This window comes from Vibrio sp. RW (genome assembly GCF_027587105.1).
Lineage (GTDB): Bacteria > Pseudomonadota > Gammaproteobacteria > Enterobacterales > Vibrionaceae > Vibrio > Vibrio toranzoniae.
The window spans coordinates 15742-32543 of sequence record NZ_JAPPTM010000036.1; the positions used below are offsets into that span (position 1 = coordinate 15742).

Here is a 16802-nt window from a genome sequence, read left to right on the forward strand (position 1 = left end):
ACGACTACCTACCTATTGAAAATGTTTTAGAAATAGAATTGAACATTGCCTGTATAGCTTCCTGGAGCTTTTCTGTTGATTTGGCAAAGTCAGGCATCGCTTTGTTTAGAGCTTTGCTTCCCTCCATCCCTATATTTTTAAGACTTTCTGGACTCATGGACTCTTTAACACCATCAATGGCTTTACTGAGGTTATTAAACTTGTCAGCACCAATAGATTCCTTCAAAGCATTTAATGAATCAGGGGCTAATTTATCCAATTTTGAACTGACACGGCCAAGTTCTTTCGTGAATGAGGAGAATTCTTTTTCTAGCTTAGAAGCTCTGGCTTTGAGTTCTTTTGGTGCAGCACCTTCTTTGATAGCAGTTGCAAGATCCTGTTTCAGCTGTTGTATTTGTTTGGCTTTATCAATCATTTTATTAACACGTTTGATATCCATTGCAGGTTTGACTGGCTTTGCCTTTCCACCATTTACCCCGCGATTTGTACCGCTACCATTTTTGTTATAGTTGAGGAAAGCAGTTGAATTACGGACATTGGATACACTCTGGTTATTCCGCTCTGTGATACCAGGCAGAACCGTGCGTGTGTGTTGGTTATATTCCTGCTCCTGTTCCTGCTCCTGTTCCTTTTTGGACTTCTTCCCTTTTTTGTCTTGGGTATTGCGGCTTGACTGAGCAGAACTTTTAGCAGCTTCTGAAGGAGCCTTATCAGCACTTTTTTTTGTTTCGGGTTCCGCATTCTTTTGTTTACTATCTTCGGCCTGTTTTGTTTGAACTGGTTGCTCTGTTTTAGTTTCCAGCTTTGGTTTCTCGGGCGGCCTGATATAGCTGGAACTATCACTAGGTGATGCTGTTTTTACAACTCCATGATCGATTGGCTGATTGCTTGCTGGCTTTGTAATGAAACTATTTAATGCTTGGCCATTGGGTTTAGTGCTTGGCATTGAAAGCCCTGAACTTACAGAATGTGAGTTCAGGTTAGCATTTGATGTTGTGATAGATTTAATCGGCGTCTTCTGACTAAAGTCCTTTGAAGGGTTCTGAGATACATTACTTTCCATCATTAAGTAGCTCCAATAAAATTAATGTCCTTACTGAAAGCGTTAGCTCTTCCTGAAGACTATTATCAAGGTGGGTTTGAAGTGCTCTTCCAAGACGAGCGGTCATGATTGCATCCCCACGTATGATGCTTTCAAGTGAAGGTCTTGGTGATAAGCCCCCTCCTGTCATGACAGGCTTGTTCATATCAATAAGTGATTGCAGCTCATTATCACGAACTTGCCACAAATCGCTTTGCATCGACATGCCATCCCCAACACGCGAACGTCGGACATAAGTCGCTTTCGCGCTCGCGTTTAAGTAATTATTTCTGAGGTGGTCTGATAATTGCCTTGTGAATAGCAATTTAGCCTGTGGGCTTGAAGTGCTGTCTACAGGATCAACCACCGTTTGAGTTGAACCCATGACTGTATCCACAAACTGATCCATTGCTTCCCTATCCTCCTGACTTACCTCTGTCATTTTAGCTTGGCCAAGGACGTCGAAATAAATCATGGACATCTCAGAGTGAAGGGTTTCAGAATCGACCGACGAATTACGATGGCGGAACGTATCTATTGAACGTTTGAACCGTTCAACGTCTAATTCATAAATTGGCTTCATGTCTTCACTTAATACAATGGAGCCGTCAAAGTTGTCTTCTTCATGATAAAAAGCACAGCCATGATCCCCTGCAAAGTCGTTAATGGAGAATGAGACGAGGTCACATAAACCAACGGCAGGCTCCATAGAAGCTTGGTTTTGTAGTACGTATGGCTCAGATTTACTGGCAGATATTAATGCAGTTTTAAAGGAATCTAAGTCACCTTGAAGGTCGAAATCCTTTAAGTAATCGGCAATATCGGTTGCAATTTCCTTTGCGTATTTTATTTCATCTTCTAGGAATTGTTTCTGGTCGTTTGCCATTTGTTGGCTTTTTTGACCAGACTTTGCCGGGTCGACTATTACGTAATAGAGGTAAGCATGAGATGGGAAAGAAAATATGCAAGCAGTGATAATGGCTGTGAGTTTGTACCATTTCATCGGGATACTCCGTTTTCATTTGTCTGAGCTGGTCCATGCTCGACTGATTGGTTGTGAGAGAAAAATCGATGAATCAGCGGTTTCGAACTCATCTTGGTCTCCACACTTATTGCCGTTGATTCAACAGTGTTTACAATATTGATTGTGTCACCATCTTCCAGGGCATGGGTGATGTATGGTTGTTGTGGAAGATATAAGCCGATGTCAGTAATATTTTCCCGGCTATGCTTTACGGTTTGCTCGACAATCTTTGCAAGTTGGGTTGGTAAGGCTGCGTTGTAGAAAGCGAGAAAGTCTTCACTTGGAGGCTCAACAGCGATCTTGATACCTAGTTGCTCAAAAGTACTTTTCAAAGATCTTTTATCTGTTTCACTCCAATCAACTTCATGCGGCAAAGTTAATTCTTGTATTTCAAGATCCTCATCAAGCACAACAAGTGGGAGTTGTTGCCCCTCAGGTTGCACACCCATTAACCGGTTGGCTGAAACATACGCCTCCAACTCAATGTGGTGCTTAAACCAATCAATTTGAAACTCTAAGCTTTTTTCCTCTTCTGGTTTGAGAGCAAGCTTAGTATGCAAGTGACCCATTACTTTCTTTGTGATCCTACTATCGAGCCCCATTTCACCGCCTCATTGTTTAATCGCAAAACATGGTTTAGTATAGGTCATGGGTATATTAAAAACAATAAGGTCAGAACTGTAATGAAGAGCAACAATGCTTGGGTTGCGGCTGTAAGTGGGCGACCAGATATTCATTTTTTTTCGATGTTTTCTCTCGATTTTCTAAGTGCTGATGAACGTCAAGCTCAACTGTCTCGAACGCTTTCCACCATATTTGGTTTTGGTGTTAACGAAGACGGCGATTGTGTGATCGGTGTACCTGATGGTGAGATTTGGGATTCAATTTTGAAGATCCACATGGATAAGTACGAAGTCGTGGAAACCCCTACATCACTTTGCTCTGCATTTCAGCTAACTTTCCATTACACAACAGTAAGTAGCCACATAATAAAGAAAAGAACACGTTTAGGGACGACCAATGACACCGAAAAACTGGTTCTTGAATGTAGTATGTCATTTCCGATTAACGATGAAACAGCAAGACTTATCTCGGATAAAGATACATTGTATTTGACGGCATATGGGCATGATTATAAAAGTATCGACAAGAAAAGATTGAAGGTTAAGAAGTTAATTCATAGTTAAATAAAAAACCACCCATGGGGTGGTTTTTTATTTAACTCTCTAGGCGCTTGAGTAAGTCGTCGATGCTTCTGTCGCTAGGTAACAGTCCACGTATGTAACCTGTTTGCTCTTTTGATGTTTCACTATCTCCCCAAACCATGTATGGGGTAGCTTTGTTAAAGAGTAGATCACCAAGAAATTTAAACTCTCTCACCGCGCCTTCACAGCTTTTTGAAATATGTGTCGGCCATACATTAAGCATTTTAGTTCGGAAGAGCTCATTGTAAGCGGCCTTATTATCTTCAGAACAGTACGCAGCCGTGATTAGCTGACCATGCGGACTCAATGGCTCGGTCCTTATACGCGCAATTCTTTCATCCATTGTATGATTGAGCGGGAAATCGTAGCTAATGACCTCGGCGCGTGGGTATGGCATGTATCGAACCTTAATTCCTTCAGCATTTAATGTTGGAATAAGTTGATGAAAACTTTGACATACCCTACATGTAAAATCTGTTCCGATTGTCAATGTTCCGCGGTATTCGGTATCTGCATTTGGTTCATATACCACAAACTGTTCATCCGGTACGTTCAAGAGTAAGCCTGGCGCAAACTTAGGCCCCAACTTGCGACGCATTTTCTCAGGCATTCTTTTTAGAATGTCGATGGAAGAAGTTTTCGTTTTTTCAGTTGTAGGTTCCGCCACCTTTTTGTTCACGAAGTTTTCAATTGAGGCTTCAACTTCACGTTGGTGTAACTCTTTAGCTTGACGTTCTTGCAATGCTTTGACGCCGGGATACTGTTCATGAGCTTCTTTGGCCATTGCTTGAATTTGCTTTGGGTAAGTTTGACGCTTTAGAGCTGCGAAAGCATCTGGTGAGAGTTCAACAACACTTGTTTTTGGTGCTGGTGGTCTAACGTTAGACAAAGGTTCTGTTGGCATTCCACCTAGTTTGCTAGTTCCTGATGGCTGTTGTTGATTAGAGGGTTGCTCTGCACTTTCGGATACTTGCCTGGGTACCGCCTTACGAGACGTGAAGTCGTCAATAGCATTGCGCTTAGTAATTGCCGACTTAATCTTTTCTTCGACTTGTTTTAAATGTTGTGCCACAACATTCTTTCCTGTCTCTAAATCAATTGCTTTTCCTTTGTGAGCTTACGGGAAGATAGCTTACATCGGTGCGCAGAGTTGGCTCCAGACGAAGCAGGAGCATTTCTTGGTTAGATATTAGATAGGTAATTCCAAGGTAGGAACTGCTGTGGGTTCGCCTTTACTTCACCTTGTTTACGCTGCAGCGTATTGAAGTAATCCAAGACGTTGATACCGGCTTCGGCTGACGTCGCTATCATTCCCATCACCACATCAGCAATACTGGCGCCAGCTTGAGTTTTATGGAACATCGCATTCTTACGGTTTCTGGCGACCAGTTTGAGGGCTTGCTCCGCTTTGTTATTGTCTATCGGAGCCCCTTCGATGTGGCAGAACGCGCTAAGCCCGTCATAGTGTTTATTGAAGTATCCAATCGCTTTGCCAAGACCACTATTTTCTTCAACACGCCCTCTATTAAGTTCTGTCTCTCCCCATTCACGGATCTGCTCCATCACCGGCAGAGATACTTTCTTATGCCACGCAAGTCGCTGCTTACTGCTGAGTCTCAAGACTTTGGCCTCATGATCGTTATCCCAGATCATTCCATACCACGTTAATACCTGTTCAACTTCGGTTGGGAATGAGTGAAGCACTTCCGCGAACTGCCGCCGCCCGTGACTATTGCACAGACAGTGTTGGACTTCATAACCAAGAGATGGGCGATTGCTGGATAAGGCATCGCTCATCAATATGGGAGTAGATAGCGTTTTACCGCGCTCGCTCAGCAACTCGTCAATGAACTCGCCCGCATGCCCAATGTTCGTTTTGTATAACACCACATTATGCCCGCCTTTTAACCCAGCGACTAAACCCGTACTGTAAACGCCGGTGCGCTCTCGCATTTTGGTGCCATTGCGTTGCGGTTTTTCGATTGGGACTTTGTCTAAGATTCGATTACTCGTGTCGTCTAAGTAGTAATGCTCGGCGTTGGCTGCAAAAATTCTAAGCAGGTTATAAACGGGTTGTAAGCTATTGGCTACCAACTCAACTTGGTCAAAAATGGTTGACGCTGTAAGCTTTACTCCCATCAGAGCCTGCATGCTTTCTTGGCGATAATAAGGCGCACCAGCAAAAAACTTATGCAGAGCCATTAAAGTGCGAGCACTGTAACCGTATTTCTGACTCGGCCCTCCATCCTCAACGACATCATCAGGCAATGTCGCCTTGAAGTACTGACCGCACGCATTGCAGCGCAAGCGTTCCATAACATGCTGCTCAGCTACGAATGGGCTTTGCCCCGTGATACGCAGCAAGGTAGCCGGCTCATACTTATACAGCTTGCCTTGATGGCACTCCGGGCATGCATCGCCTTTCCTTAGGTCGGTTAATTTGTGCTGAGTAACTTTTGTTTTTACCGGCACATCAGGTTGAGTCGCTTTAGGTTTGGACCGTTTTTGACCACGTTTTTTGTTCTTCTTGGCTTTCTGGCCAAGCAGGGTATCCATGGTCTCTGACGATCTGACCATCCCCACCAGTTTACGCAGTTTATGCAAGGTAATATCGTTATCAGATAAGCGCTCTTGTAAGGCCGCCAGCGTTTTTAATGCTTTCAACAGGATATGACAATCTTCCGCGCTCAGTGCCAGGTCATGCTCTTTCGCCTCCTGCACTCGCTGGATAAGTCCATCCAACTCTTCGCTATCTATGTCGGTAAACTCTTGCGCCACTTTCTATCCTGTCGGCTAATGTGCTCTGATGATGTATCTCATTATTTCAGCTCAGCATGATCGGTCAACTCGATCGAAACGATCGTTTGTTTGAACCCGTAGACTGTGCGTTTGTTCACACTCTTTGCCAGCCTGGCAGCCCTGCCAGCAGGGCTTTCAATTGCCTAGCGACTAAAGGCGTGATCGTCTCTTGAGATTTCCTCGGCCAATCTTGAAAGCGCCCTTTGGTCAGGCGCTTACTCATCAACCAGTATCCGGAACCATCGTAGCATAGCGCCCTTAACATGGTTCGGCGTCGATTGGTGAACACAAACAGGGTACCGCTACGTGGCTCTTGTTTGAGCTGATGACGACAGAGGGCGACAAAGCCATCAATTCCACAACGAAAATCGGCAGGCTTAATGGCCAGAAGGATTTGGGTCTGCGCAGTTAGATGGATCATGCTAATGCCCCCACATCTTGCAGCAAGGTTTGGAGCAGATGAAGTGACAGCTCTCCGCTAATACGAATTTGACTTGAGTTTGGTAGCGTCATTTCAATGCTCAAACGATGCTCTGTATTAGGCTCAAATTCGTGCTCGATAGGCAATGACATAAAGTCAGAGGGGGCGGTGGAACTGACAGCAGCATGGTCACACCAAATCTTGAGTTGTCGAGCGTTAATCCTCAACGCAGTAGCAATGTGATTATGGGAGTGACTGTCTGCTAATTCAACGGCCAATTGTCGAAGTTCGTTAGGAGTGTGAGTGCGTTTAGTTCGGTTTTGGCGCCAGTGATCAAACGCGGCAATGGCTTGTTCTAGTTTATGTTGTGGCACGGTGTCGATCCTCTTAATGGACAGACACTCAGTAAATCACGACTTGTTGCTAAAAGTTGAGCTATGCTGCCGTAAGCTCACTTTCCTTTGAATGCGAGCTCTACATCACGATCTATAGTAAATGTCCCTTTAGTGGTGAACACCGAATATAAATCGTGACCGTCAAATGGTACGACCGCATACACTTGCGCTCGTAACTTTTCTTCGACAGTTTTTTTAAATGTGTTTTCATCGAATGCTTCCACTACTTCAGATACTGTTGATAGTGACGAGCCCGGAATAGGTGAAGCTTTGGAGTTTGTTGATGGTGAAGAAGTATCCGTGGCGATGGCATATCCTGCAGAAAATGCTAAAGAGATGGCAGCTGAACATGCGATAAACGATTTTCTAAATTTCATTGATTATCTACCTTTTTGAGTCAATTCCACGAAGGTCCTCTCAGCAATTGAGTGGTTCACTTCGAGATTTGAAGATGTAATTTCTGAGTTGATTAGCACATTAAGTGGGTTGGTCCGTTTCTCAACGTACTTTGTCAGTTCGGGAAATATTGCTTTTGTACAGAATCTGCTCTTATCTAGACGAGGCTTGATTAAATGATCTCCATTAAAGTAGCGAGTCGCTATTTTGTGTGAAATTTTTGCACTGGTTGAAGGTTTAAAAAGGTCTATGTCGCGAAGAGCTGTTAAAACCTGAAGTTGGGGGTGGGCGCGACTTCTCTGTGTCTTCATATTGTGTTTTAAATTGAGGATGGGGGAATCCACATCGCTGCTAAATGCGCGTAAACCGTTGGGGCAAGCAATTGATAGTGACCATTCAGATACAAGGGCCAGAGATTTTAGGTTTAATGCTGAAGCGTTTGGTTTGACAATATAGAGCGCGGAGTGCGGTACGTTAACGGAAGTATGCGACTCTAGGAACTTTGAGTCTGAAGTATAACCATTGGCATCTGCTAATGAATCTATATGATCTACGGCTTCTGGCAGCCATTCGTTCGATGGTGTTCGGGCATAAGACAGTAAACCATTTTCATACAGACATTGTAACTCACCCTCAAGCTCCACCAGATCTACACTACGGTCGATTAGTGCATTTGTGTAAACATCAAACGTAGAAGGCGGTTTTAACGGTAATTCTTTGACATTGAAATTTTCCGTGTTTCTGGAAAGAAAGTACTTTGTTGTGGAGTGGTCTTGCTCTTGGAGTACATTGATCAAGTCATTTGTTGCCAAGTATTCCGTTACCATTAATTCATGAATACTCGAAACATTAAAGCCGTGTTCAATGGTCATCTGTCCCACTTTTAGATGAACCAATCTTTCACTGTGAGTCTTCTGAATGATTGGAATATCTAGTTCACGTAATGTGTTTAGTGCCCTGTTAATCCCAATCGATGTCAACTCAACAAGATCAGCTTTCTTTGTTTCTTTATTGTATCTGTCTGCGATGACAGCGATCTGATATGCAATGTACTCACCTTGTTCATCAGCATCTGTCATCGCGATTACCATCTCGCAACGTTGAATCATTCTCTCCAAATATGCGAGTGTTTCACCATTACGAGCACTCCAGTTGAAATGGTTATTAAGTTCAAAGTCAAAAATCCTTCCTGCTGTAAAAGAACATTGATATGAGCTAGATAGACCAAGAGCATTTATATGGTCATTGACGATCGTTGCTTTCTTTGAACTTTCAACTAAAACCAAGTGCATTACATTACCACCCCTTATTGGTATCCCAAGTAGGTTTCAAATTATTGCTTGTACCGCCCTCAGAGTTACTACCGCTATTTGAATCCCATGTTGGAGTGGTCGAACTTTGTTGAGATTGTTCTGATGCAGGCGCGTCATCCCTCGGGCCACTATTCCGACATGGAATCAGATTACCTTCTGAATCAAAGAAATCCGTAAGATCGCTACAATGAGGTAGGCTCATATCGTTATCTGGATTATATGGTCTGTCTGGTTCGGTAATGTCTGAGCCGTCAGAAATAGGTTTACAATAGGTTACCCCTCCTAATTCATAACATTCACGTTCTTTATTGTCAGGATCGACGATTGGGATCGCCCAGTCAGGCATGCCGGGGTTAATTGGCCCACCAGCGTTTTCGCATTCATAACTAATGAGCTTTCCTGATTTGTTATAAACTGGGCAAAACTCTCTTTGCATTTTCATTTGGTCATCGAACATTTTTGACATCATTTCATTCATATCGAGGTCGATGCTTGAAGGAATTTTCTCGAGCAGTGGCCCAAGTGCTTCATTGATTGTTTGTTGCCCGATATCTTGAATTTGTTCACAAAGCATCCCTTGTAAACCTTCTAAACTGAATGATGGTAAGCCAGGAAGACTGAAGTTAAAATCACAGCCTTGAGTCGGGTCGATATATGCAAATGGGTTACCCATCTTTGGGTTGGTACTATCTACATCGCAAGTACCAACCGAAGGTGCTGGTAGTGTAATCTTTGTCCTGCAAACTCTTGCAGCCTCTGATTCGTCACTATAGGTCGCCCCACCTAATACAACTCCACAAAGAAGGAGATGATGTAAGTTAGTCTTCATAGGTTTCTCCTTTGACCCTCTTTACATATCCCTCAAGAGCCAATTTGGTTGTGATGTCATTCAAAAAAACATTGTTAAATTCATCTAAAAAAGTAAAGAGCGCGAGCCGCTCAATGAGTATCTTGCAAAAAGTCGGATCGGGTGTTGTGTCTTGGTGCTCACCTTGGCTGACCTTATTTGCGTAGACATTGATGATGTAGTTCCATCTATGCTCATTCTCACTTAAAGCACCTAACCAACCGAACGCAGCTAGTGAGGTCTTTAAAGGTAAACATCCAAGAATTCTAATAAGACGGTCTGAATGTATTGCAACGTCCTCCGTAATTGGCATGTTTGCAATTTCAGGCAAATTCTGAGCTATCCGATTTAAACTCAGTAATGCATTTTTATCGCATGTAACAACCCAGCTTTCTTTGCTTTCAAATTGAGAGATGCTTTGCATAACTTCGGGTTCGACTTCTTCCCAGTATTCATCTATCCAATCTTTGTCAAAAGTGAGATTAACCATACAGACCTTTCGAATTTGTAAGTATTGTTTTTTAATGTAAGATGTAATAGATAAGCATACTATGTGAGGTTTAAATGGAATTCAATAGATCAATTATCGGTCCCATTGTGGACCCTCAAATAGCCATCCTCAAAAATCACCCTGTGACTAACTCTGAAGTGGGTTTAAATGACCGGAGTTTTGAACGCTTGTGTATTGATATGGGGGTTTCGCAGCATGACCTAAATGCTGATAGAAGTATGAGAACTGGGCAATCGATCGAGCAAGCTGTTGAGCCTGAAGTTAACGCTAGTGACTTCAATTTCGAGAACATGAGCAAAGAGAACAGTTTTGATTCGGGCTTAGACTTCGATTTGGATCTCAGTGGACTTGATAGGTAGGGAGTTATTTATGTTTAAGAAATCAATAATTTGTATTGCATTATTGAGTTCTGCTTCTGCAAACTCGACCGTTTGTACTGACCCGACAGGATTAGGTCAAGTCATCACGCAGACGGGTCAGGACATGATGATTTTTGCTAAAGAGCAGGGTTTGGATTTAACTAAAATTGGTATCGATGAAGCGCTTGCAGTGTTTCAAGATAAAGCTGACACCATGAGAACTTTAACTCAAACCCAACTGATTTCAGGTTCAAACTCAGAAACTGCCAACTTAAACCAACAGGCAAAAATGGAACCATCACCATCAATGTGCGACAGCATAAATAGCGTTATGGGTATCTATGAAAGCTTGGATGACTTCTATTGTGAATCATCTGAAGCAGCTATAGATTTTGCAGGGCAGTTAGCACAGGTTGTTCAATGTACTGACGGGCGTTGCGATACCCCACAACAACATATTGCCGATGAAGCCGTGGAGCTCTTTGAAAATGAGGTCGTCTCTGGAGGAGTTCCTGATATGTCAAAACTAAATATTGCAGGTCTTTTGCCTGGAATGGGAGAAGGTGGATATTCAAAGTCACCGGATGAAAAAATCCGAATCGATACATTGTTGAAAGTGATGTTCAACCCCGGTGATGTTCCTCCAATGCCAACCGAAGCAAACGGTGACATGATCTCTGAGCAATCCAGTCCTCAAATGAAAAAACTGTACAACCGATGGCTAAGAGAGTTTCTACGCACAACTGCTGGCTATACAACGGCCCTACGAGTAAGTGGCCTTACAGACCCACGAGATGAAAACGGTTCGAAGATTCAATCCATATTAGAGCAGGTCAAAAAGGACGTAGACTTCTACAACTCCCCTGACCAACTCAAACTCATGGGGAACGGTGGTGATAAAACGTGTTATTCGAGGGTTGAACCTTCGTTAAGAACGCAGAAAGAAAAAGAGGACTGGTTCAAAACTCCTGCAGGTATCGAATGTAAAAAAAACTTCACGACGGTTGAGCAAGTCCAACGAATGACAGCCGAAATGACTGCTCGAAACATGTCTCTACTGAATCACATCTATGACTCGAACTTGTCTAAAGAATTCAACTTAGCAGTTCAAACTCAAATCCTTAACGAGATTTTGAATAAACGAGGACGCTGATGGCAGTTGAAGTCTCTGACATTCTTGAGCGGTTCTTAACTCATGAATTCATTATCCTTGTCGATGGAATCATCCTGTTAGCTCAAGGTACGGGGCTTTTGTACTTTATGCGTGGATGCATGATGTGGTACCAGCTAGCTAGGGCTAGGACATCCAGCCCAATGCTAGCCCAAACATTCGGGTCGATACCCACGGTAAATCATATCCTAGCCGTACTAGTCAGTTCTGCCTTCATGTGGAAATTTGGAGAAGGCATTGCTTACTGGGGGAGTCTATTTTGGGTATCACCGGGTTTAAGCTTTGACACACCCTACTCGTCCTTAATGTTTGATGACATCAGTCAACGTACAGCAAATCTTGTAAATGTTCAGAGTATTGGTGGTACCCAACCTACTTCCGGTGCGCAAATTGGTGTACGTGCTGCTTTTGCGATCATGTCTATTTACGGGATCATTTCCTACTTCCGAGGTGTAATTTACATTTCACTTGCCGCAAATCCTCAACGCTCACGAGACATAAAATTTAGTCATATTGCGACGCACATGGTTGTCGGAATATTTCTGATTTATCTCAATCTGGCATATCAAACGATCAATAACACTGTAACTGCGTCAACAATGACGTAAGGAGATAAAGTTGTCTTGTTCGGACTTTACGATCACTTGCGTTGAACAACATGTTGCGCAAGGGCTCACAACAGAGTACTTAACCATGTTGTTTGGTGGTTGGGTGCAAACATACTTTGGGGACCAGTCAGTAGACCCAACCATGTCGCCGGTAATGGTTATGATCGGAGGCTTAAACTTTTTAGCATTGCTCTATGGTGCAATTAACGTTACCTATACAAGCGCACACATGTCTCTTAATGCCGCAGCTACAGGGCATATATTTGGCAAGCTTTCTTCTTATGCGCCTCTTAGAGTTGGGATCGCCTTAGCTTCTATTACACCAATGGTGGCTTCTGCGACCTCTGGTTCCTACGTTTCTGTAGGTCAAGTTTCTGGTATGTACGTGATTGTTCATGGTGCTGGAGCAGCAGACTTATTCTGGCGCGCTGGTGTAGCACAATACATAGCTTTAACGAATGCGACTCAAGTTAAACCTCTTAGCAAAAATGTCTTCAGTTCTGGTGAAACGCTTACATCCATGTTGATGTGCACTGAATACCTAAGCATGACTAACCCTGCCCCATTAGGTCCTGCAAAATATACTATTAAGGCAAGAAAGGCTTCAGGGATTGCAAGCGCCAGTCAAATTTATAAAGGTCAAAATGTTCCAAAAATTTCTGATGTAAAGCAATACTATCAATCCATGCCGCAATATCAGGATGACATATTTTTACAAAACCCAATGACATCGAATATTGTCACTGACATGGTAATAGAGTTTGCTGGTGGCTCTTGTGGGTCATTGAGACTCTCGATGGTTCCAAAAACAACTTCAGCGTCTGCACCAGTTGATAAAGCGGCTTACTATGCGAATTACTACAGCATAGATGCCATTCTTAGGCATATTGCTAACGTAGCTTCGGCGGTCAATTCACTGTCACACGAAATTCAAACGGCTGACATTGCTAAGTACGTTACGGCATATTCGAAATACGATATTAGCCACTATAAAAAGTATCTATTGCAGACAAAAAATCACTTAGATATTGCTCAAGAAATTTACCAAAGCCACGTAAATCTTAGTTACTGTCATTCTCAAGTAGTGAAGCGAGCCTTTGCAGGTGAATTTAATAAGAAGTGGCAGTCTTCTGAAGCATCTGTGTGTTCAAGTTCAAGTGGAAATAACGTTAGCATATCTGTACCTAGCAATAACGGCTTACTAGATCAATTGACAGAAGGTGGTTGGATATTAGCAGCTGCTTCATTCAGTCGGATGAACGGCATGATGCAAATGGCCAGTTCTCAAGCAGTTTTTTCTCTCGACCAATTTATGTCATATCGCATCCCCGAAAGAGGCTCATTCTGCGAGCACACTGATTCTTGGTATAGCGGTATCGTAGATATGTTTTCAAGTGAAGCAGAAACTTTAGACGATAAAATTGACTCAGCTAATGAATGCCGCCCATATTTCGCAGTATCTGAAGGTACAACATTTTTATGGCAAATACTGCGTGAGTCCGCTGAAAATGGAGATATAAAAAGCAGTTGGTCTACTGCCCAGAGTTCAGGTAATTGGGTGGATATGCTTTCTTTGACTGAGAGAAATGATGCTCAAGGCACACCGTTGCCATCCAACAAAGGTGCCATCATAGGTCTGAGTAGTTCAATCTTAGCTACTGGTTTGGCTGTGGGTAATAGCAGTAATAACTTAGCGTCAGGTATAGCAGATCCACGCGGTGCCGGTATTGATTATGATGGTGCATTGTTCGACGTGAGCGGTCAGACGAATGCATTAACTCTTCTTGCCACATTAGGTGAAGCGCTAAAAATCCTCCACACAATGGTTCTGACTTATTACTCCCTGACAACCCAATCAGCAGAAACTTTAGCAAGCTCAGCATTGACTGGCGGCTTTGGCATACCGCTTAAGTTTATGTCTATCTACGTATTGCCTCTCTTGGTTTCAAGCCTATCAGGCGCTTTTTTGCTCGCCAACGTATTGCCAATGGTGCCAGTGATTACATTCGTGTTTATTGTCACAGCGTTTCTCATCATTTGTGCGGAAGCTTTAGGAGGAATCGCATTAGGTTCTGCATTGCTCGCGTCCGCTGTCGGCGAAGGTCTTTTGGCGGTCCATGGTTTGAGGATGGCCGCTTTGTACGGCGCAATCTTTTTAAGACCAAGTTTGCATGTAATTGGTTTAATGCTTGGCTTTGCGATGTGCAACATAAGCTATGCCATATTCAACGCAATTTGGTGGAAATCATTAGGGGCGACAACAACTAATAGTTGGGACCTATTTGATTTGGTCATGATTACAGGAGGCATGCCATTAGTGCTTACCGGATTGATGTTCTACTGCCTTAAGGCACCAAATTTATATGCTAATAACCTAATGTCATGGGTGGCAACAGAGGCTGTAGGGCAATTTGGTGACACTAATGAATATATTGAATCGGCAAAAGGCTCAATGAAAGCCATTACTGGTGCTTTTGATGCCGGGGTTAAGCAGGCTAACGAAGGGAGTAAAGGTAATGGCTCAAATTCACAAGCTCCACGCCAACCGTCTAGCAACTCTCAAACAGAAAATGGCAGTGTCACGAGGCCACCTAGTGGAACTAAGTAGGTACATAAATGTTTAAAAGCAGCATATTAAGGTCAAGCCCCTATAAACCTTCCAAAGAGTGGACATGGAATATGTTTACCCTCAGGTTTTATACAGAGTGGACCCCCGTCTATAATTTCGAGTTGGTCATTGAAGACTTGTATCGTGAAAGTAAAATCCCGCATCGTGGTTTAAGGGAAATGATTTCTGAGCATCGGGATAATGAATCCCCGATCATTTTCCCCACGCATGTTTTAAACTCAATGGACAGTCAAAAGCTTGAAATGTTTCAACTGGACGGAAAGTACCTTATTCCTGATACATGCGACAACAAATCTGTCTCTAATAAGGCTTCTTTGACAGAGGAACACAAGCTACTTACTTCTGATAACTTGATGCCAGTAAGTGACAGGTCTGATTTGGTACACATTGACGTTACGCGTGCTACCGACCTGTCTGCGCCTAGCATACATTCATGGGGAGTTCAGAACCAGGCTGTCTTGAATATTACGAAAGAGGAAGAAGAAGAACAGATCGACAAAAGTACTACGTACATTGAGGTTCTGAATTCAGTTCCTAACCGCTTAAAACTTGCACCTTTCAAACCGACACCAAAGCATTTTGAATTAGTTTCATTTGATCAAGTCTTGACCGATGGGGTTGGGCTTACGAGACAAGAGATTGATCAAAAAGGAAAGCAATTAAGCACATGTATTTGGGTAGTACTACTATTTGCAGTCTCCTTTTCTTCAATGTTCTGCATGGCTTTTTTAAAGTTAATCATTGCGTCAATTGTGATGGGCGGAACACAGTATTCATACTTAGTTTCATGTTTATACCTTGGAGCCGCGACATTTCTATCGCTTGTCCTTTACATCTCATACCAACATATGTTTTGGCAATACAGCTCAAATCGGTTCGCATCAATCTATGACTTTTACCAAGATATCAAGAAGCACCCTATTCGTATGCTTCCGATCATTTTTTCAAGTTAACTAAATGGTGGCGAAGATGTTTAAGAGTTTTGTTATTTACACACTACCTAGCGACTTCAAATTATTTGATTCGCTCGACCCTTCAGTTTTACAACAAAAGCGATCTAAACCATTGACTGGGCACTCCACGGAGAGTCTTGGTTGGGCAGAGCCATTAAACGATGGGAGCTTGTTTCTCCAGTGTGAACAAGATTACGTGTTTAAGATCGAAAAGATATATAAACGAGTTGCCAAAAGCACATTGAAAGCCGCCGTGGCTCAGAAGCTCTCTGAATTGGCAGCAGATGAACCAAATAAATGGGGCCCCAAAGCAAAAATCACTAAAGAATCTAGGGAAGCGATAAAGCTAGCAGTCCACCAATTGCTTATCAGCAAAACCTTGACGCAATTTAAAAATTCTTATCTCGTATATTCGCCATCACTTCATATGTTGATAGTTGAAGCGACAACAGACAACTATGCAGAAGACGTTGTAAGCCTTTTGAGAGACACTTTTGGCAGTGTGAAAGCCAAGCCTTTAGAAATTAAAAGAACACCTTCACAAACGTTCACAGAATGGCTTACTAATGAGAACTCAGTGCCAGAAGAATTTGAGTTGCTTGATGCTGGTCTGGTGATGGTCAGTACACATAAAAATGGCAACAGAGTCACCTATAATGCTCAAACGATGAATTCCGAAGAAATTTCTGCGAACTTATTAGCTAACAAAAAACCATTAAAAATTGATTTATCTTGGGATCTTACGCTGTCCTTTTCACTTGATGAACACTTGAAATTTACCAAAGTAAAAATGCATAAAGCCTTGCGTGAACGTATAAAGTCCGCACATGAGCTGGCATCAGGCAAGAAGGCCGAATCTTTAGCGGAAATTATGGAGAAGGAACGTGCGAAGGTTAAATCCCAAATTTCTTTGTTGAGACTATCACTGGTCAAGATGCTCCCCCTTTTATTGGCTGGGTTAGGTGAACATAATGATACGCACACAAGAAAATGTGATGAAAATTTAGTTCACGATCAATCAGGAGAGATTGAAGCGGTGATTAATCAATTTGAAGAGCAAGAATGAAAAAAGGGTCGTAAAGACCCTTTT

At 42.7% G+C, this 16802-nt stretch carries 18 protein-coding genes; 7 read left to right on the top strand and 11 right to left on the bottom strand.

Annotated elements, in window-relative coordinates; all coding sequences use genetic code 11:
- Positions 1-4 precede the first annotated feature (4 nt).
- From OCT63_RS19460 to OCT63_RS19470, 3 genes are read right to left on the bottom strand one after another with little or no spacing between them, the layout of a single operon-like run.
- Positions 5-1066, bottom strand: a complete 1062-nt coding sequence (locus OCT63_RS19460) for a hypothetical protein (RefSeq protein ID WP_269984370.1) — start codon at positions 1064-1066, stop codon at positions 5-7.
- Positions 1053-2084 carry a hypothetical protein gene (locus OCT63_RS19465; protein WP_269984371.1) on the bottom strand — a complete coding sequence of 344 codons (1032 nt, stop codon included), beginning with the start codon at positions 2082-2084 and terminating at the stop codon, positions 1053-1055. The genes OCT63_RS19460 and OCT63_RS19465 overlap by 14 nt, the downstream gene beginning before the upstream one ends.
- Positions 2081-2674, bottom strand: coding sequence for a hypothetical protein (locus OCT63_RS19470; RefSeq protein ID WP_269984372.1), 594 nt, complete (start codon positions 2672-2674; stop codon positions 2081-2083). The genes OCT63_RS19465 and OCT63_RS19470 overlap by 4 nt, the downstream gene beginning before the upstream one ends.
- Before the next feature lie 114 nt (positions 2675-2788).
- Between OCT63_RS19470 and OCT63_RS19475 the strand changes: the two genes are divergently transcribed.
- Positions 2789-3292, top strand: a complete 504-nt coding sequence (locus tag OCT63_RS19475; protein ID WP_269984373.1) for a hypothetical protein — start codon at positions 2789-2791, stop codon at positions 3290-3292.
- Positions 3293-3323: 31 nt separating this feature from the next.
- On the opposite strand, the gene OCT63_RS19480 is transcribed toward OCT63_RS19475, so the two are convergent.
- The 8 genes from OCT63_RS19480 to OCT63_RS19515 all read right to left on the bottom strand — a co-directional run bounded on the left by OCT63_RS19480 (position 3324) and on the right by OCT63_RS19515 (position 9971).
- Positions 3324-4382 carry a hypothetical protein gene (locus tag OCT63_RS19480; RefSeq protein ID WP_269984374.1) on the bottom strand — a complete coding sequence of 353 codons (1059 nt, stop codon included), beginning with the start codon at positions 4380-4382 and terminating at the stop codon, positions 3324-3326.
- A 110-nt stretch (positions 4383-4492) separates the two neighbouring features.
- On the bottom strand, positions 4493-6088 hold the full coding sequence (gene tnpC / locus OCT63_RS19485) for an IS66 family transposase (RefSeq protein WP_269984375.1): 1596 nt from the start codon (positions 6086-6088) through the stop codon (positions 4493-4495).
- 115 nt (positions 6089-6203) lie between these two features.
- Positions 6204-6530 carry an IS66 family insertion sequence element accessory protein TnpB gene (gene tnpB / locus OCT63_RS19490; protein WP_269984376.1) on the bottom strand — a complete coding sequence of 109 codons (327 nt, stop codon included), beginning with the start codon at positions 6528-6530 and terminating at the stop codon, positions 6204-6206.
- Entirely contained in the window at positions 6527-6904 is a 378-nt protein-coding gene (locus tag OCT63_RS19495; protein WP_213906403.1) for a hypothetical protein, read from the bottom strand. The genes tnpB and OCT63_RS19495 overlap by 4 nt, the downstream gene beginning before the upstream one ends.
- 77 nt (positions 6905-6981) lie before the next feature.
- A complete protein-coding gene (locus OCT63_RS19500; RefSeq protein ID WP_269984377.1) occupies positions 6982-7302 on the bottom strand; it encodes a hypothetical protein in 321 nt (106 codons plus the stop codon).
- Between the two features lie 3 nt (positions 7303-7305).
- Complete coding sequence (locus OCT63_RS19505; protein ID WP_269984378.1) at positions 7306-8613, bottom strand: toprim domain-containing protein; 1308 nt, start codon at positions 8611-8613, stop codon at positions 7306-7308.
- Between the two features lie 4 nt (positions 8614-8617).
- Positions 8618-9463: a hypothetical protein gene (locus OCT63_RS19510; protein WP_269984379.1), complete on the bottom strand. Its 846-nt coding sequence runs from the start codon at positions 9461-9463 to the stop codon at positions 8618-8620.
- A complete protein-coding gene (locus OCT63_RS19515) occupies positions 9453-9971 on the bottom strand; it encodes a type IVB secretion system protein IcmW (protein WP_269984380.1) in 519 nt (172 codons plus the stop codon). Before OCT63_RS19515 ends, OCT63_RS19510 begins: the two co-directional genes overlap by 11 nt.
- Positions 9972-10045: 74 nt before the next feature.
- Here OCT63_RS19515 and OCT63_RS19520 point away from each other — a divergent pair, with 74 nt between their 5' ends.
- From OCT63_RS19520 to rdgC, 6 genes are all read left to right on the top strand, one after another.
- A complete protein-coding gene (locus tag OCT63_RS19520) occupies positions 10046-10351 on the top strand; it encodes a hypothetical protein (protein ID WP_269984381.1) in 306 nt (101 codons plus the stop codon).
- A gap of 10 nt (positions 10352-10361) precedes the next feature.
- The gene (locus tag OCT63_RS19525; RefSeq protein ID WP_269984382.1) at positions 10362-11504 is read left to right on the top strand and encodes a hypothetical protein; all 1143 of its coding nucleotides are present in this window, start codon (positions 10362-10364) and stop codon (positions 11502-11504) included.
- Positions 11504-12130 carry a hypothetical protein gene (locus tag OCT63_RS19530; protein WP_269984383.1) on the top strand — a complete coding sequence of 209 codons (627 nt, stop codon included), beginning with the start codon at positions 11504-11506 and terminating at the stop codon, positions 12128-12130. Before OCT63_RS19525 ends, OCT63_RS19530 begins: the two co-directional genes overlap by 1 nt.
- Before the next feature lie 85 nt (positions 12131-12215).
- Positions 12216-14738, top strand: coding sequence for a hypothetical protein (locus OCT63_RS19535; RefSeq protein WP_269984384.1), 2523 nt, complete (start codon positions 12216-12218; stop codon positions 14736-14738).
- Positions 14739-14746: 8 nt separating this feature from the next.
- A complete protein-coding gene (locus OCT63_RS19540; RefSeq protein ID WP_269984385.1) occupies positions 14747-15712 on the top strand; it encodes a hypothetical protein in 966 nt (321 codons plus the stop codon).
- A gap of 16 nt (positions 15713-15728) precedes the next feature.
- On the top strand, positions 15729-16778 hold the full coding sequence (gene rdgC / locus OCT63_RS19545; RefSeq protein WP_269984386.1) for a recombination-associated protein RdgC: 1050 nt from the start codon (positions 15729-15731) through the stop codon (positions 16776-16778).
- Positions 16779-16802: the final 24 nt, after the last annotated feature.

Bases quoted from the DNA above. Each gene is read 5' to 3' on its own strand.
- OCT63_RS19465 (WP_269984371.1), bottom strand. From the start codon at position 2,084: ATGAAATGGTACAAACTCACAGCCATTATCACTGCTTGCATATTTTCT.
- OCT63_RS19470 (WP_269984372.1), bottom strand. From the start codon at position 2,674: ATGGGTCACTTGCATACTAAGCTTGCTCTCAAACCAGAAGAGGAAAAA.
- OCT63_RS19540 (WP_269984385.1), top strand. From the start codon at position 14,747: ATGTTTAAAAGCAGCATATTAAGGTCAAGCCCCTATAAACCTTCCAAA.
- OCT63_RS19535 (WP_269984384.1), top strand. From the start codon at position 12,216: ATGTTGTTTGGTGGTTGGGTGCAAACATACTTTGGGGACCAGTCAGTA.
- rdgC (WP_269984386.1), top strand. From the start codon at position 15,729: ATGTTTAAGAGTTTTGTTATTTACACACTACCTAGCGACTTCAAATTA.
- OCT63_RS19510 (WP_269984379.1), bottom strand. From the start codon at position 9,463: ATGAAGACTAACTTACATCATCTCCTTCTTTGTGGAGTTGTATTAGGT.
- OCT63_RS19505 (WP_269984378.1), bottom strand. From the start codon at position 8,613: ATGCACTTGGTTTTAGTTGAAAGTTCAAAGAAAGCAACGATCGTCAAT.
- OCT63_RS19500 (WP_269984377.1), bottom strand. From the start codon at position 7,302: ATGAAATTTAGAAAATCGTTTATCGCATGTTCAGCTGCCATCTCTTTA.
- OCT63_RS19525 (WP_269984382.1), top strand. From the start codon at position 10,362: ATGTTTAAGAAATCAATAATTTGTATTGCATTATTGAGTTCTGCTTCT.
- OCT63_RS19530 (WP_269984383.1), top strand. From the start codon at position 11,504: ATGGCAGTTGAAGTCTCTGACATTCTTGAGCGGTTCTTAACTCATGAA.
- OCT63_RS19460 (WP_269984370.1), bottom strand. From the start codon at position 1,066: ATGATGGAAAGTAATGTATCTCAGAACCCTTCAAAGGACTTTAGTCAG.
- OCT63_RS19515 (WP_269984380.1), bottom strand. From the start codon at position 9,971: ATGGTTAATCTCACTTTTGACAAAGATTGGATAGATGAATACTGGGAA.
- tnpB (WP_269984376.1), bottom strand. From the start codon at position 6,530: ATGATCCATCTAACTGCGCAGACCCAAATCCTTCTGGCCATTAAGCCT.
- OCT63_RS19520 (WP_269984381.1), top strand. From the start codon at position 10,046: ATGGAATTCAATAGATCAATTATCGGTCCCATTGTGGACCCTCAAATA.
- OCT63_RS19475 (WP_269984373.1), top strand. From the start codon at position 2,789: ATGAAGAGCAACAATGCTTGGGTTGCGGCTGTAAGTGGGCGACCAGAT.